17 protein-coding genes are annotated in these 15,719 nt (G+C 69.5%); 4 read left to right on the top strand and 13 right to left on the bottom strand.

Going from position 1 to position 15,719, the window contains the following annotated elements:
• Window positions 1-131 precede the first annotated feature (131 nt).
• Together NGM06_RS00740 and NGM06_RS00735 are read right to left on the bottom strand one after the other, a co-directional pair.
• On the bottom strand, window positions 132-1,316 hold the full coding sequence (locus NGM06_RS00740) for a TrkA C-terminal domain-containing protein (protein ID WP_254268467.1): 1,185 nt from the start codon (window positions 1,314-1,316) through the stop codon (window positions 132-134).
• Entirely contained in the window at window positions 1,313-2,647 is a 1,335-nt protein-coding gene (locus NGM06_RS00735) for a potassium channel family protein (protein WP_254268466.1), read from the bottom strand. The genes NGM06_RS00740 and NGM06_RS00735 overlap by 4 nt, the downstream gene beginning before the upstream one ends.
• A gap of 162 nt (window positions 2,648-2,809) precedes the next feature.
• Here NGM06_RS00735 and NGM06_RS00730 point away from each other — a divergent pair, with 162 nt between their 5' ends.
• The 3 genes from NGM06_RS00730 (at window position 2,810) to NGM06_RS00720 (ending at window position 6,614) form a co-directional block, all read left to right on the top strand.
• Complete coding sequence (locus tag NGM06_RS00730) at window positions 2,810-3,979, top strand: NAD-binding protein (RefSeq protein WP_254268465.1); 1,170 nt, start codon at window positions 2,810-2,812, stop codon at window positions 3,977-3,979.
• A gap of 139 nt (window positions 3,980-4,118) precedes the next feature.
• Entirely contained in the window at window positions 4,119-5,492 is a 1,374-nt protein-coding gene (locus tag NGM06_RS00725; RefSeq protein WP_254268464.1) for a TIGR00341 family protein, read from the top strand.
• A gap of 81 nt (window positions 5,493-5,573) precedes the next feature.
• Entirely contained in the window at window positions 5,574-6,614 is a 1,041-nt protein-coding gene (locus NGM06_RS00720) for an FAD-binding oxidoreductase (protein WP_254268463.1), read from the top strand.
• Window positions 6,615-6,731: 117 nt separating this feature from the next.
• On the opposite strand, the gene NGM06_RS00715 is transcribed toward NGM06_RS00720, so the two are convergent.
• The 3 genes from NGM06_RS00715 to NGM06_RS00705 all read right to left on the bottom strand — a co-directional run bounded on the left by NGM06_RS00715 (window position 6,732) and on the right by NGM06_RS00705 (window position 9,492).
• Window positions 6,732-6,968, bottom strand: coding sequence for a hypothetical protein (locus NGM06_RS00715; RefSeq protein WP_368410458.1), 237 nt, complete (start codon window positions 6,966-6,968; stop codon window positions 6,732-6,734).
• Between the two features lie 205 nt (window positions 6,969-7,173).
• Window positions 7,174-8,679, bottom strand: coding sequence for an HPP family protein (locus tag NGM06_RS00710; RefSeq protein ID WP_254268461.1), 1,506 nt, complete (start codon window positions 8,677-8,679; stop codon window positions 7,174-7,176).
• A gap of 81 nt (window positions 8,680-8,760) precedes the next feature.
• Window positions 8,761-9,492, bottom strand: coding sequence for a guanosine phosphorylase (locus NGM06_RS00705; RefSeq protein ID WP_254268460.1), 732 nt, complete (start codon window positions 9,490-9,492; stop codon window positions 8,761-8,763).
• An 85-nt stretch (window positions 9,493-9,577) separates the two neighbouring features.
• On the opposite strand from NGM06_RS00705, the gene NGM06_RS00700 reads away from it, so the two are divergent.
• Window positions 9,578-9,718 (top strand): hypothetical protein, encoded by a 141-nt coding sequence (locus NGM06_RS00700; protein ID WP_254268459.1) that lies wholly within the window; start codon window positions 9,578-9,580, stop codon window positions 9,716-9,718.
• On the opposite strand, the gene NGM06_RS00695 is transcribed toward NGM06_RS00700, so the two are convergent.
• The 8 genes from NGM06_RS00695 to NGM06_RS00660 form a co-directional block, all read right to left on the bottom strand.
• Window positions 9,715-10,080: an ArsR/SmtB family transcription factor gene (locus NGM06_RS00695; protein WP_254268458.1), complete on the bottom strand. Its 366-nt coding sequence runs from the start codon at window positions 10,078-10,080 to the stop codon at window positions 9,715-9,717. The two genes, NGM06_RS00700 and NGM06_RS00695, sit on opposite strands and share 4 nt — an antisense overlap.
• A 75-nt stretch (window positions 10,081-10,155) precedes the next feature.
• Window positions 10,156-11,076: an ATP-dependent ribose-1-phosphate kinase gene (locus NGM06_RS00690; RefSeq protein WP_254268457.1), complete on the bottom strand. Its 921-nt coding sequence runs from the start codon at window positions 11,074-11,076 to the stop codon at window positions 10,156-10,158.
• 193 nt (window positions 11,077-11,269) lie between these two features.
• Window positions 11,270-12,076, bottom strand: a complete 807-nt coding sequence (locus NGM06_RS00685; RefSeq protein WP_254268456.1) for a DUF63 family protein — start codon at window positions 12,074-12,076, stop codon at window positions 11,270-11,272.
• 99 nt (window positions 12,077-12,175) lie between these two features.
• A complete protein-coding gene (locus NGM06_RS00680) occupies window positions 12,176-12,577 on the bottom strand; it encodes an SPW repeat protein (protein WP_254268455.1) in 402 nt (133 codons plus the stop codon).
• 361 nt (window positions 12,578-12,938) lie between these two features.
• Window positions 12,939-13,334, bottom strand: a complete 396-nt coding sequence (locus NGM06_RS00675; protein WP_254268454.1) for a PTS fructose transporter subunit IIB — start codon at window positions 13,332-13,334, stop codon at window positions 12,939-12,941.
• Window positions 13,331-15,007, bottom strand: coding sequence for a putative PEP-binding protein (locus NGM06_RS00670; protein ID WP_254268453.1), 1,677 nt, complete (start codon window positions 15,005-15,007; stop codon window positions 13,331-13,333). Before NGM06_RS00670 ends, NGM06_RS00675 begins: the two co-directional genes overlap by 4 nt.
• Window positions 15,004-15,264 (bottom strand): HPr family phosphocarrier protein, encoded by a 261-nt coding sequence (locus tag NGM06_RS00665; RefSeq protein WP_254268452.1) that lies wholly within the window; start codon window positions 15,262-15,264, stop codon window positions 15,004-15,006. The genes NGM06_RS00670 and NGM06_RS00665 overlap by 4 nt, the downstream gene beginning before the upstream one ends.
• Complete coding sequence (locus tag NGM06_RS00660; protein ID WP_254268451.1) at window positions 15,261-15,716, bottom strand: PTS sugar transporter subunit IIA; 456 nt, start codon at window positions 15,714-15,716, stop codon at window positions 15,261-15,263. The genes NGM06_RS00665 and NGM06_RS00660 overlap by 4 nt, the downstream gene beginning before the upstream one ends.
• Window positions 15,717-15,719: the final 3 nt, after the last annotated feature.

The raw sequence follows: 15,719 nt of genomic DNA, 5'->3' as shown, positions 1-15,719 counted from the left end.
ACCTTCGGGTCGGTCGGCCTTTGTTCCATCGCTCCCCGAAGGGAGACGGAGATGGAGACGAGTCGGCTACGCAGGTCACGGAAAACCGCACCACCGCAAACCGCGAACGTGCGGGAGGACGGGCGAATCGCTCACTTCCGGCCGGAGACCGCCGCCTCGTCCTCGCTCTCGGTCGGCGTCGCCTCGCTCGCCGCGGCCTCGATGCGTCGGAGCGTGTCGGGCCGTCCGACCACGTAGAGGGTGTCGCCGGGCGCGAGACGGCGGTCGTCGGCCGGAATCGTCTCCACGCCCGTCGCGTCGCGCACCGCGACCACCGTCGCGTCGATGCTCGCCACCGGCGCGCCGACCAGCGGACTCGCTTCGGTGAGGGTGACCGCGCCGAACGTCTCGTCGGCCGCGCGGAGGCGCGCGGAGAACTCCCGGTCCGCGCGGAGTTCCGCCGGGAGCGTCACGAGGCGATACTCGGTGTCGCGGTCGAGGCGGGCCGCGTCGGCGGCGTCCAGCGCGAGGGTCGCCACGTCGTCCACCGCCGCCCGGAGTTCGGCCGTGGCGACGCGCTCGGGGGCGGCGTCCGCGTCGCCCGCCGCCGACGAGTTACGCCGCCACACCTGCACGAAGTCGCCCGCGCTGGCACCGAACGCCGGGTCCGCCCGGACCGCGACCGCGACCGTCCCCGGCGCGAGCGTCGGCCCGAGTCCCGACACGCGTCCCCCGACCGCGAGGAACTCGACGGTGCCGTCGTCGGCGAGTTCCACGTCCACGTGACCCGCCCCGTAGTCGTCCCGGAGTCGCTCGGCGAGGCGCTCGGTGAGTTCGGCGCGAGAGAGACCCCGGGGGAACCGGAGCGTCTTGCCCGCGATGGTCTCGCGCGTCGCGGCGTCGAGGGGTTCGTAGCCGTCGATGTCCTCGATTTCCTCGGGGAGTTCGACCGCGACGAACCGGCCCACCGACCCGACGAACCGACTCACCTCGGCGTCGTAGCCGACCACGCCCGCGAGGATGCGAGCGCCCGACCGCGCGCCGATTGCGGCCGCCGCCGCACCGAAGACGAACGCCGCGACGTTGACGAGCGCGGTTTCCGGGGTCGGCCCGGCCTCCCCGGTGCTGAGGAACTGCCGGAGCGCCGTGGTGGTGTTCAGCCACGCGCCCACGACGCCCATACCGACCAGCACGGCCAATCCCTCCGGCATCTCTTCGTGGGTGTACGACCGGTAACCCACGCCCGCCACGGTGGCCACGCCCCCGGCGAGCAGCGAGAGACCGACCACGCGCAGGACCGCCATCGCCGGGCGTTCGAGTGCGGTGAGGAGACTCATCGGTTCACCTCCGAGTCGCCGGAACGCCGACCGGTCGCCGCGTCACCCGAACTCCGACCCGCCTCCGTCGCGGTCGGACTCCGACCGACTTCCTCGAAGCGGTCCAGCGCCTCGCGGGACCCGACGACGTAGAGTTCGTCGCCCGCCGCGAGTCCGGTCGTGCCGCGGGGCGCGACCGTCCACGTCCCGCCGCGCCGGACCGCCAGCACCGCGACGCTCCACCGCTCGCGCAGCGCCGCCCCGCCGAGCGTCACGCCGTCGAGGGGACCGCCCGCCGCCAGTTCGATTCGCTGGATTCGCTTGCCGTCGCGCCGGAGGAGCGAGAGGAGTTCGAACTCCCGACGGGTGCCTCGGGCGCGGACCCGGAGGTCGGCCGACGCCGTCCCGAGCAGGGTCTCGGCGTCGCGCCGCGACACGGCGAGGGTCACCCGGCCGTCCCCGCCGGTCGCCCGCGCACCGCCCGCGCTCGCAGTCGGGGTCACGCTCGCGACGCTCGCGTCGGGGTCCTCGTCCGATTCGTCGTCGGGCGCGGCCGGACGACTCGTCGGCGGGGCCGAGGCGGTCTCCCCGGACCGGGCGCTCAGGACGGTGCCGTCCACCGTCGCCTCGGCCGTCGAGACCGTCACCTCGTCGTTGCGTGCAAGCCCCGTCGGAACCAGCGCGTCCACCGAGACCGCGCGCTGGCCCTTCGGGACGCGCCGCGAGAGCGCGCCCGCTGGCGGGGCCGCGCTGACGGTCGCCCGACCGCGCGAGTCGATGCTGGCCGACACCTCCGCGAGGTCGTGGTCGGTCCGGAGTCGCTCTTCGAGGCGGAGTTCGAGTTCCGACAGCGGGAGGTCGGCGGGGAAGGTCCACTCGCCGTCCCGCAGGGTCGCCCTGAGGTCGTCGGTGAGGGGCGGATACCCCTCCACGTCGCCGACCTCGCCCGCCACCCGAACCCGCACTTGTCCGAACCGACCCACGCGCTCGACCGCGTCGGCGGACAGGCCGCGCTCCCGGAGACCCCGGACGGTGAACCGACGCGGGAACTCCGCGCCCATCTTGTCGCCCTGCGAGTGGGCGTAGAGCGTCGCCATCATCACGACGAGCGCCGACACCAGCGCCGTGGGCGAGGCCACGAACTGGGGGTCGAGCAGGCCGAGCAGGCCGCCCTGAATCCCGGCGATGGCGACCCCGAACACCAGCACACCGAACCCGGGAATCGTGACGCCCGTGAAGTACTTGAACGTGAATCCGAGCGACCACGCCACCAGCGCGGGCACGACGGCGGTCAGAACTCCGATGTAGATGCCGAGGAGGAGTTCGACGAGGAGGTCCGGGACGAGGAGCATTCGTACGTTCCGGACAGACAGACCATCCCCAAAGAACTATCGACGCGGGGTCACCGGACCGCCGACGGTCCGGCGCGGCGGAGCGACGACCGACTGTCGGACCGCCGACGAGTCCTCGCGGAGTACCGACGGTTTATTTGGGGTGACCGCGACAGAACCGGTATGGAGGCGGCGACGTGGCGACGCCGAATCGGCGTTCGACTCACCGTGACGCTGACGTTGGCGGTGGCGGTTCTCTCGATAGCGACCGGCATCTCCAGCATCGGCTTCACCGCGGCGTCGGCCCAGAGCCTCTTCGGCGGGCAGATTCCCCAGTGGGCCAAGGAGACCGCCGGGTTCACCGGGACGCTGACCGGATTCCTGATGCTCGCCAGCGCCCTCGGAATGCGTCGGGGGCTCCGACTCTCGTGGTACTCGACGGTGCTGCTCCTGCCGCTGACCGCGGCGCAGGGGTTGGTCCAGTCGAGTCCCTACTCGCTCCCGCTGGTCGTCCTCTCGGCGGCCGCGCTCCCGGTGGTCGTCGTCGGGAGACGCCGGTTCGACCGCGAGGTCGATTTCACGACCACTCAACTGGCCGCCATGGCCGCGCTCGTGGGCGTACTGGTGTACGGAACCGCGGGCACGTACGCGCTGGCCGACCAGTTCAACGGGGTCAACACGCTGTTGGACGCGTTCTACTACACGCTCGTGACGGCCAGTACCGTGGGTTACGGCGACGCCGCGCCCGCGACCCAGACCGCCCGCCTGTTCGGCCTGACGGTGGTCGTCCTCGGTGCCACGACGTTCGCCGTCGCGCTCGCGTCCCTGCTGGGTCCCGCCATCGAAGCGCGCCTCGCGACCGCACTCGGAAGAATGACAGAATCACAACTCGAACTCCTCGAGGACCACGTGGTCGTCCTCGGCTACGGCGACCTGACCGAACCGATACTGACCGAACTCGACGAACAGGTGGAGTTCGTCGTCGTCACGCCCGACCAACAGCGCGCGACCGAACTCTCCGACCGGGGATACAAGGTGCTGAAAGCCGACCCCAGCGACGAGGACCCGCTCAGACGGGTCGGCATCGAGGAGGCCCGGGCCGTCGTCGCGGCCACGAACAACGACGCCGAGGACGCGTTGGCGGTGCTGACCGCAAGCCAACTCAATCCGGACGTGCGCATCGTGGCGGCCGCCACCGACCGCGAGAACGTGGTCAAACTCAAGCGGGCGGGCGCGGACACGGTCATCAGTCCCGCGACCATCGGCGGCCATCTGCTGGTGCGCTCGGCGCTGGGGAGCGACGGGATGGAGAGCGTCGCCGAGAAACTCGCGGGCGAGTCGGCGAACCGCTGAGTCCGACTCGCGGTCAGAACCCGCACCCGACGGTGAGTCCGTGATTCCATCGCCCGATAGTCGCGGGTCACCGTCACCGAGTAGCGTTTCTATTCCGCGATTCCCAAGGTTATTTGAGCCGGGACGGTAGCACCCTGATATGCGATTCCTCCAGATCGCCGTGCCCGTCGGCAAGCGCGACGGCGTCGAGTCGGTGCTGTCGGAGGCCGACGTCGATTACTTTCTCACCGACGAGACGTCGGGGCGCGACTACGCGGCGCTCGTGTTCGTCCCCACGGAACCCGAAGACGTGGAGGCGCTTCTGGACGACCTCCGGGCTATCGGCGTCCAACGGAAGGGGTACGTGACGGTCAGCAAACTCGAAACGGTCCTCTCGGACCGGTTCGAGCGCCAGCGACACGACGGACCGACGGCCGAGGAGACCATCGAGGAGACGAACGGTCGAATCGCGCGGGAGGAACTCCGCGCGCGGGCCGCGGAGATAGCGCCGATTACGGCCAACTACGTGGTCTTCACGGTTCTGAGTACGATTATCGCGACCGCCGGTCTCCTGATGAACAGCGCAGCGGTCGTCGTGGGGTCGATGGTCATCGCCCCGCTCATCGGTCCGGCAATCGCCGCGAGCGTGGGCAGCATCCTCGACGAGGACGACCTCTTTCGGACGAGCGTGAAGGCGCAGTTCGCGGGCCTGCTCGTCGCGGTCGGGAGCGCCGCCGCGTTCGGCGGCCTCGTCCGCGCGACGTTCCTACCCCACGCCGAGATTCGACTCATCGGGCAGGTCGCGGAGCGAATCAATCCGGGTGCCCTCGCGCTCGTGGTCGCGCTCGGCGCGGGCGTGGCCGGTGCGATGTCGCTCACCAGCACGACGAGCGTCGCGCTCGTCGGCGTCGCCATCGCGGTCGCCCTCATCCCACCGGCGGCGACGGTCGGTCTCGGTATCGCCTACGGCGACGTGACCGCCGCGGTGAGCGCGGCCATTCTCGTCCTCATCAACGTCCTCTCCATCAACGTCGCGAGTCTCGCCACGCTCTGGGTTCAGGGTTACCGGCCGAAACACTGGGTCGCCGAGCGAACCGCCCGCCGGGCGGTCGTCCGGCGCGCGGCCTTGCTCCTCGCGGCCGTCCTCGTCCTCTCGTCGTCGCTCGCCGTCACGACCGTCAACATCTCGGAGAACACGGAGTTCGAGCAGACGGTCGGCGACATCACGTCCGAGACGGACGCGCAGGTCCTCTCGGTCGAGTTCTCGTACCGGACCGAACTCTTCCTCCGACACCCCTCGACGGTAACGATTCGGACCGTCGGTGGTTCGGCGAACACGGCGGAATCCCTCCGGGAACGAATCGAACGGCGGACCCAGCAGGACGTGACGGTCGTCGTGATTCGCGAAGACGGCGACGTCTCGGCGGCGCGAGCGCTTCGGTCGCCACCGACCGACGCGTTCGACCGACGCGACTCGCCGACGAACGCCGCCTCCGGCGTCGTCGGGGCGTATCCGGCGGTCGGAGTCGCGTAGGAGCGCCCGTAGAGAGAACCGGCGAGCGCAGCATCCGTCGGCTATCGCTACGTATTTCCACCTCCGGTCCCGGCGTTGGATATGGCAGTACCGGTACGGGAACACGCGTCCCAACACGACGCCATCGCGGACCTTCCGCTCATCACCGAGTCCGCGCAGGTTACGAGCGTTACCAGAATGGACCGCGACCGACGGTCGGAGGTCACGGCCGCAGTCTCTCGATTACTCGACGAACACGGCCTGACTCGCGAGTACGGTCCCGTCGAGAGACGCGAGGACTGCGAACGGGTATCCACGCGACTCGCGCGCGACGACTACCCGGGCGTCGCTCGGCGAGTCGCGACGCTCGCCGAACGGGTCGAGAGACCGAAACCGATGCTCACCAGCGCCCGCTTCCGCACGGAGACGGACGTGGATTTCCTCGCGGGACAGTACGTCGGACTCCGGTACGACGGCACGTCGCGGGCGTACTCGCTGGCGAACTCGCCCACGGAGGACGAACTCGAAATCTGCGTCCGGCGGATTCCGGGCGGTCGCCTCTCGCCCCAGATATGCGCCGACCTCGCGGTCGGCGACGAACTGACGATTCGGGGACCGTACGGCGACCTCGTCCTGCAGGACCACTCCCCGCGCGACATGGTGTTCCTCGCCACCGGGACGGGGGTCGCGCCGCTCAAGAGCATGATAGAGTACGTCTTCGAGACCGGCCGGGACGAGTACGAGGGCGACAGACGGGACGTCTGGCTGTTCCTCGGGGCGGCGTGGCGCGACGACCTCCCGTATCTCGACGTGTTTCGCCGACTCCAGCGCCAGCGGGAGAACTTCCACTTCGTGCCGTGCCTGAGCCGCGAACCCGTCCTCTCGGAGTGGGACGGCGAGACCGACTACGTCCAGCACGCCTTGCTCAAGCACACCGACCCGACGACCGTGACCGCCGGACTGGGCGAAGAACTCGAACGCTGGCTCCGCGAAACGCCTCAGTCCGGCGTCGAGGCCCGCCTCGACCCGACGAACAGCGAGGTGTACGCCTGCGGTATCAACGCGATGGTCTACAGTCTCGTGACGGCCGCCGAGCGACTCGGTATCCCCCAGTCCCGTATCGAGTCCGAGGGGTTCGGATAGCGTTCCGCGCGAAGACGAGTCTGCGGGAGGTGGCTGTGTCGTATCAGAGCAAGATATTTTTCGAGATGCGAAGCGTCCGTCGTTCGATGCGCCGGTCGCCAGCGACCGAGTGAAACGCTACTCGGTGACGCCGCTGAGGCTCGTCATCGGCGTGGCCCCGGCGACGATGGCACCCGTCGAGAGAATCGCCGCGGACAGCACGACGAAGTCGCCGCTCGGCGAGAACCCGGCGATTCCGGCCCCCGTCTGCACGATGAACACCGTGACGAAGAAACTCAGCACGGCGAAGACCAGCATCACGACTGCCGCGACGATACTACTCACTAGTGCGCCAAACGAATCAAGAATTCCCATTTGAGTTACTCCTTCGATAAATAAGATAAACTGTGTCCGTATATTATTTGGGTATTAGTCGTCTCGGTGCGATAACCCACAGTTTCGTCGGCATTCTGCGGTCGTCGGAAGACGGCACCCCGCGAGCGCTTGCACGACTATCCTCGGTGAACGATAGCTACGTCACACTCCAGGTCGTGCAGGCTTCCCGCGAGCGCTTGCACGACTACCCTCGGTGAACGATAGCCACGTCACACTCCAGGTCGTGCAAGCGCTCGAACGTCGGCGGGGAGACGAACCGCGAAGCGGCCGACCGGTCGGTACTCGCGCCCAAGATGGTGAGGTCGTAGTAGGTGTCGTTGGCCGACAGGAACGACTCGATTGACGCCCGCGACACCCGAGTCTCGAACGACCCCTCGAACGTCTCCACGAGGTTGGCGAGCGTCGTCTCGGCCGACCGGCGCTCGTTCTCGCGGTCGATGCAGGTGCAGACGCTGATGCTCCCGGCGAGACCGGTCAGTCGCCGCGCGAAGTCTATCATCGCGTGGGCGGTGTCGCCCGGCCGCCGGACCGGGACCAGCACTCGCTTCCATCGGTCCCGCGACTCGCCGCCCGACCGGAACGCGATGGCGTCGATGTCGCTCCGGAACAGGCCGCGGACGAACTCCGACAGACTGCCCCGTTCCTCCTCGTACGGCGTGACTACGAGGTCGCAGTTCGTCTCGCGGGCCGCCTTCAGGACGGTCCGCGCGAGGTTCTCGCCGTCGCCGACCACGACCACCTCGCAGGGGACGCCGACCTCGGTCTCGATGCGGTTGGCCTCGGTCTCCAAGCGCTGGGCCGACTCCTCGGCGACCTGCACCTCCTCGGTCTCCACGCCTTCGGCCTCTGCCGCATCCGGGTCCACTAACTCGGTCCCGGCCATCTCGGTCGGGACCTGCACGGTCCGTTCGGCCGCTTCGATTGCTGCCTCGTCCACCACGTCGAGCAGTACGACCTTCCCGGCGTCGTGGGCCGCCGCGAGGCGCGCGCCGAACGTGGCCGCGGTCCGACTCCCCTCGCCGCGCATCGGGACGAGGACGTGGTCGTCGCCGTTGGTGGACTGGTAGAGGAACTGCGACCGGCGCTCGTAGAACTGCTCGCGCCAGACGTGGAACGTCACGGCGACGATACTGCTGGCGAGGAAGACGGACGCGACGAACTGGAGGAAGAACTCCTCGAATCCGGCCGAATTGGAGAACGCGGGCGCGATGAGCGCCAGCAGTGCGGTCGAGAACGCCGAGGGTTCCTCGAAGTCGAGCGCCCACGTCACGCCGCCCGTGAGGAAGATGGCCAGCGCCGCCTCGACGGGCGAGACGACCAACTGACTCGCGCCGAGGGGGTCGCGCATCGACGTCTGGAGGCCGACCCAGATGGCGAGGGTCCCGCAGAGCGCCCCGGCGGTGAGTCCGCCGACGAACTTCGCGGGCGAGGCGTACTCGCCCTCCGGTTCCGCGAAGAGGGTGAAGGTGCCCGACGCCAGCGGCGGGAAGAGGACGAACGGGAGCATATCCACGGAGTTCGAGACGGCGGTGACGGCCGCGATGACCAGCGGAACGACGAGCAGAATCGAGAGGTGGATGAGGTTCGCGGTGTGTTCTATCCACCGGCGGAACTCCCGGACCTCGCGCCGCTCGAACCGACGCACGCGCCGGAGAACCGCGTGATAGCGCGAGCGCAGACCGTCCAACATTACCGACACGTCGTCGCGCTCGACTCAAATATCTGTTCGCTCGGAGAAGACGCTCGGAGACGCGCGGGCCGACCGAGGCGACTACGCCGCGAGTTCGACCACGGCGTCGAGCGTGATGCGAATCGCGCGCTCGACGTTGTTCTTGGCCTTCTCGGGGAGTTCCTCGTCCTCGGTCTCGCCCTTCTGGGTGCCCTCCACGAGGTTGCCGTCCACGGTGCAGATGGCTCCGGCCCGCATGTCGCGCCGTCGAGTCAGCGAGAAGACGGCCGCGGCCTCCATCTCGACCGAGAGGATGTTAGCCGCTTCCCACTCCTCGACGTACTCGTCGGTCTCGGCGTAGAAGGCGTCGTCGCTCGCGATGGGACCGACGTGAACGTCCTCGTCGTTCGCCTCGGCGGAATCGACCAGCGCCGAGAGGACGCCGTAGTCGGGCACCGCGGGGTACTCGACCGACTCGTATCGCTTGCTCGTGCCCTCGTTCTTCGCCGCGCCGGTGGCGACTATCATGTCGCCGATTTCGATGCCCTCCTGGAGCGCGCCGGTCGTCCCGACCCGAATCACGGTCTCGACGCCCACGTTGTGGAGTTCCTCGACGGCGATGGCCGCGGAGGGACAGCCGATACCGGTCGAGCAGATGGTGAGGTCGGTGCCCTCGTAGGTCGCGTTGACCACCTTGTACTCGCGGTTCTCGGCGACGACCTCGGAGTCGTCGCAGAGACCGGCGATGCGGTCCACTCGACCGGGGTCGCCGGGGATGAGCGCGATGTCGTTCACGTCGCCTTCTTCCACGAGAAGATGGGGTTGCTTCGCCATGCGCGTGGGTTCTCGGGAGAGGGAGAAAAAGCGTGCGGGTTCGCGACCTCGGAAGCTATTTGTCTTCCGTCTGAACACTCGGCGTATGGGCCACTGTCCCGATTGCGGCGAGGAGGTAGAGGAGTTAACCAAGAGCGACGCCTCGGCGGGCGGATTTCTGAGTTCGCGCAACGTCTGGGAGTGCCCCCATTGCGGCGCGATACTGGGTGTGAGTGGGAACACCTAGGCGTAGCGGTCGTGAGCGTCCCACTCGGTCCGAATCAGTTCGCCGATACCGTGTTCCATCACGGCTTCGCCGAGCGACGTGGCGACGTAGTAGGAGTAGAGACCGTCGGCCCCGCGTTCGTTCTCGACGCGATTGGCTACGACGCCGACGTCCACGAGTTTGTCGAGGTGGTAGTGGAGTTTGTTCGAAGGTACGTCGAGCGCCTCGGCGAGTTCCTTCGCACTCGTCTCGCCCTCTCGAAGGAGTTGTGCGACGATTCGGTAGCGAGTCTCCTCGCTGACCGCTCGCTGCATTGCGAGGTAGTCTTCGAGTTCGAGGATGCTCTCCTCGAGGAGTTTCGGTGGGTCGGAGCGGTAGGTCACGGGAGGGCCTCACGAAGTGAGACTGTATAAATCAACGAGTCAGGAACCGCTGAAAACACGGCGTTTGATGGGGCGTCAAACCCCTCCGGAGTACTGCTCGTCGAGGAACGCCTCCGCTTCGCCGAACGCCGGTGCGGTCCGCGCGCCCTCCTCCATCGCGGCCAGCGCCCCGCAGGCGTTGGCGAACTCCAGCGCGCGCTCGTAGTCGGTGTCCGGCCCGAGGACGCCGCCGCCCCGCAGCAGCACCGCGAGGAATCCCGCGGCGAAGGCGTCGCCCGCGCCCGTGGTATCGACCGCCTCGGCGTCGAACCCCGGATGCTCGAACGACGCCTCGGGCGTGTCCACCTGCGCGCCGTCCTCGCCCTGCTTGATGACGACGACGCGGCCGTGGAGTTCCGACGAGGGGTGTTCGAGGTCGCTGTCCAACAGGGTCCGGGCCTCGCGGTCGTTGAGGAAGAGGACGTCGGAGTACGCCAGCGCCTCGTCGAAGTCGCGCTCGTCGAGGCGTCGGCCGGGGTCGAAACTCACGCTCAGGCCCGCGTCGGTGGCGATGCGCGCCAGTTCCGCGGCCGTGTCGGGCCGCTGGCTGGTCAGGTGGAGGTGGTCGCCGCTGGCGACGTACTCGGGGTCCACGTCGGCGGGCGTGACCGCCTCGTTCGCGCCCTCGTTGCCGAGGACCATGACCTCGCCGTCCTCGTCCACGATGAGGTACTTCGTGGTCGTCTCGCTGTCGGCGACTTCCAACAGGTGCGAGCAGTCCACGCCCGCGTCCTGCAACTCCCGGCGGGCGAACTCGCCGGTCTCGTCGTCGCCGACGCTGCCGACCAGTCCGGCGTCGAACGCCATGCCCGCCAGCGCGACCGCGACGTTGGCGGCGCTCCCGCCGCCGGACCGACGCTGGGAGTCGATTCGGGCCTCGCCGTCGGGGTTCGGGAGGGCATCGACCCGGAGGGTCACGTCCCAGTTGACGTGTCCGGCGGTGACTACTTCGACCATGGCTGGCGACTGTGGCGGCGATTTGCACACGACATACCGCCACGGTATGCACCCGTCCGTCAAAACACTGGTGGGTCGGCGAGGCCGGGGTTCGACTGCTGTTCGAGTCCGTCATTCGGAGCGAACAGAGTGGGACCGAGTCAGCGCGCGACGGAAGGCGAGTCAGTCCCCGAACCGTCGATTCGTCGCCGCGTTAGCCCGTCACGACGAACAGGAGTAGGTTGTGCGCGCCCGGTCCCAGTCCGACCGCGGCGACGGCCCCGAGCAGGAGAAAGCCCTGTTGGGGGTCCTCTCGAACGAAGTCCGCGAAGAGGACGACCACTAACTCGGCGATAGCGAGTTTCACGAGGACGAACAGCCAGCCGACGCCGATGGTCTCGGCGGTCGGGAGCGACGCCGCCAGTTCGAGGACCGCCCGCGAGACTGGCGTTCGCTCGCCGAACCCGAGCAGGTCCACGCCCACGGCGGTCGAAACCGCGTCGAGCGCGTGGCCGAACAGCGCCAGCGCGCCGACCGCACCCGTCGCGGCGGTCACGCTCGGACGCGTCCACCGGGTCGCGCCCCAGAGCGCCCCGGCGAGCAGCACCGCCACGAGCAGGCCGACCAGCGGCCAGAACAGTCGGAGTCCGCCCTCGACGCCCCGGCCGAGCGCGTAGCCGACCACCGCGAGCGCGACCAGCGTTCCGACGGCCGCCAAGGTGCGCTCGGAGTCCACGTCGGACCGAATCGCGGCGAGCCAGACGACTCCGGCGACGACGAACGTGGACAGGTAGACCGAGGGCGTGCCGAGCAGCGGTCTGACCGCTTCTGGCACCCATTCGAGAACGAACAGCGCGTGGAGGCTCGACCCCACGAGGACCCACGGCGCTAGCGCGAGGACGGTCCGTTCGGAGACGAGCGGGTCGGTCCGGGCGAGCGCCGCGCCGACCAGCGCCACCGCCGCCAACAGGCCGACCAGATACGGCATCGGTGGGAGCGCGAACCCCTCGGGAAGCACCATGCCCGATACGGCGGAGCGCGGGGCCGAAAGGCTTGCGGTCGGCGGTCTGGGGTCGGAACGCCGGACTCGGTCGGTCCAAAAATGGCGGACGGAAACCGGCTATCGGGTGTCGGCTTCGGCGGTCGGGGTGCGCCGCTCGGTTCCCCGGGACTGGTACGCGTTGTATCCGGCGAGGACGGCGACGATGGCACCGCTGACGACGTCGCTCCAGAACGCGCCTTCGAGGACCGTCTCGAAGACGAACGGTGCGACGACCATCCAGAGACCGAGCAGCGCGACCAGCGACGCCGCTCCGGTGTTGATTCCCTCTACGTCGTCGGTCTTGAGGGCGTTGTAGCCCGCGATGATACCGATGGCGGCACCGACGACGATGTCGTTCCAGAAGTTGGCCGCAGGCGGCGAGTAGACGAACGCCGAGAGGACTATCCATCCCCCGACGAGGGCCGTCACCGCCGAGACGTATCCACTGCTGTCGTTGTCGCGGTCGGTCGTTTCACTCATAGTCTCTCCCAGTCTTCCCGTTGGACGCTGAACAGGATAAGTCGACTGGCCCCGTCGGACGCTGTTCGAGAGGATTCTCGCGGCCTCTACCGCCGGTCTTCGATTCGGCGAGTACGACTCCACCGTCGGCCGGAAGAGTCTCGCAGTTCTCCGTCGTGAGGCGGGCCGGGACGAATTGCTATCGCCACATGAGATTTATAGAGGGCGCACCGGTCGTCGTCGGTGACATCGGGGAGTTTCGTCGGCGTTCGACGAGTCGGGAGAAGCCACTCGACGAGCGGAGAACTATCGCTCGCGTCCGTCGAAACAGCCCAGAGAACTGCGAGCGGACGACAGCACCGGGAGAACGTCGCCCGGTCGGTTACCCCAGCAGTCGCCGGAGACCGTCGACGAGACCGCGACTCTCCCCGTCGGTCGATTCGTCCTCGATGCGGACGGTCGTCGGTTCTCCGGAGCGGCCCAGACTGACGGCGCGCTCGACGAGTGCGTCGGGGTCAGACACCGCCGCACCGACCGGAGCGACGACCGTGGGGAGGTCGGCGAAGCGCTCGACGTCCACCCGAACGTCGGCCGCGACGATGGCGGCCTCGGCCCGCTTCAGGTCGTCCTCCCCGAGTTCGTTCTCCGTGCCCATCGCACCGTGGACCTCGACCTCGACGGCGTGTCCGGCGTCGGTCGCGGCCTGCGCCAGCGACTCCGCGCCCATCTGACTGTGGGCGATTCCGGTGGGGCACGCGGTGACTGCGACGAGATTCATGACTCTCGGTTGAGGAGGGAATCCACTTCACTCTTCGTACTCGCCGCGGCCGCGCGCTCGGCGACGACCGCCGCGGCGTCCGCGTCGATGCCGTCGAGTCGGCGTCGCACGGCGGGCACCGCGTCGGGAGCCACGCTCGTCTCGGTCACGCCGAACCCCACGAGCATCGCCGCGAAGTCGGGGTCGGCCGCCGCTTCGCCGCAGCACCGCACGCGGACGCCGGCGTCGTTCGCCGCGGCGACGGCCCGTTCGATGGCGCGAATCACCGCGGGTTCGGTCGCCTCCGGGTCGGCGTCGCGCGTCGTCCCGAGGACGTACCGCGCGAGGTCGTTGGTTCCCAGCGAGACCGACGCGACGCGGTCGGCGAGTTCGGGCGCGAGTTCGACGGCGGCGGGCGTCTCCACCATGACGCCGAGGTCGGGGCGCTCGTAGGCGACGCCCTCCTCGGCGAGTTCGTCGGTCACGGCGTCGAGGTGGTCGCGGACTGCCGTCACCTCCTCGACGCGGGTCACGTGCGGGAGGACGACGGTGAGGTCGCCCGCGCCGTCGGCGGCGGCCCGACAGAGCGCGCGGAGTTGGTCGCGGTGGCGGTCGGGGGTCGCCAGCGACCCGGCGACGCCGCGGGGACCGGTCCCGTCGGTTCCCGGAAGCGGCTTGTCCCCGCCGAAGTCGAACGTCCGTACCGCGACCCTGCCCTCGGGGAACCGGTCGAGCGCCGCGGCGTACGCCTCGGTCTGGGCGTCTACGTCGGGGACGCCGTCCGACCGGAGCGCGAGGAACTCGCTGCGGAACAGGCCGACGCCGTCTGCGCCGCGTTCCAGCGCGACCGCCGCTTCCCGACTCGACCCGACGTTCGCGGTCACGGCGAGCGGCGTTCCGGACGCGGTGCGGACGTCCCCCGGAGTTTCTCGGGCGAGTGAGTCTGCGTCGGCGTCGTCCCCGGGGGCGAGCGTAACGCGGCCCGCGGCCGCGTCCACGCCGACGCGACTGCCTTCCTCCACGGTCCGGAGCGCCTCGCCGACGCCGACCACGGCCGGGACGCCGCGCGACCGGAGGAGTATCGCGGCGTGAGAGGTCCGACTCCCCGAGACGGTGGCGACGCCGGTGGCGCCCTCCTCGGCGAGGCGGACGGCCTGACTGGGTTCGAGTCGCTCGGCCAGTACCACCGCGTTCGGCGGGACGCCTCGGACCGAGCGCCCCGACTCGCCGGGGAACGCCCGGAGCAGTCGCCCCCGCAGGTCCCGGAGGTCGTCGGCGCGCGCGGCCGTCTTGCCGCCGGTGTCCTCGAACGCCTCTATCCAGTCTTCGAGGGCGCTCGCGACCGCGCGCTCGGCCGTCTCGTCGGCCTCGATGGCCTCCTCGACGCGCTCCTCGAACGCCGGGTCGTAGAGGAACGTCTCGTGGGTGGCGAGAACGTCTTCGGCGGCTTTCCCCACCGCGGCGGCCGCGCGCTCCTGCTCGTCGCGGAGTTCCTCGACGGTCCGAGAGCGGGCGCGCTCGAACCGCTCGCGCTCCGCGTCCGGCGACCGACTGGAGGCGTCGGGGGTGTCGCGCGTGACTTGGGTATCGGACGCGTCCGGAGCGTCGGGCGAGTCCGAGGCGTCGCGGGTCAGCCAGAACGCCCTCCCGGTCGCCGCGCCCGTGCCGACGCCGACGCCGCAGAGGTCGGTCACGAGTCCTCCCCCGCGAGTACGTCGGCCACCGCATCGAGCGCCGATTCCGCGTCGTCGCCGCGAGCGCGAACGACGACCGCCTCGCCGCGTTCGACGCCGAGCGCGGTGAGTTCGAGCGGACTCTCGGCCCGCGCGGTCCGGTCGCCGGACGCGACGGTGACGGTCGCCTCGAAGTCGGCGGCGGCCTCGGCGACCGCTCGCGCGGGTCTGGCGTGGAGACCGGTCTCGCGCTCGACGGCGACCCGGCGTTCGGTCACGCTACCGCCTCCCGGAGCGCGTTCACGACGACTCGCTCAGAGGAGGCCTCGGCGAGTCGCGCCCGGAACGCCGAATCGGCGAGCGACCGCGAGAGGCGACTCAGCACCGCGAGGTGGTCCTCGTCGGCGTCCGCCGGGGCGAGCAGACAGACGAGCAGCGTCGCGGGTTCGCCGTCGGGGGCGTCGAAATCGACGCCGCGGTCAGACCGGGCGAACGCCACGGTCGGGGCGGTGACGGCTTCGGTCCGCGCGTGCGGGAGCGCGACCCCGTGACCCAGTCCCGTCGGCGAGACCGACTCCCGTTCCAGTAGCGCGTCTCGCGCCGTCGCTCGGTCGGTCACGCGGCCAGCGTCCACTGCGAGGTCGAGTAAGAAGTCGATGCACGCCCGTCGCTCGGCGGGCGGGTCCTCGAGCGTGACGAGCGCGGGAACGACGAAATCCTCGGCGTCCATGGC

The sequence above is a fragment of the Halorussus aquaticus genome, from assembly GCF_024218795.1.
GTDB classification, from domain to species: domain Archaea; phylum Halobacteriota; class Halobacteria; order Halobacteriales; family Haladaptataceae; genus Halorussus; species Halorussus aquaticus.
Note: the sequence above shows the minus strand (reverse complement) of the source record. Positions and strands in the feature narration are given on the sequence as shown.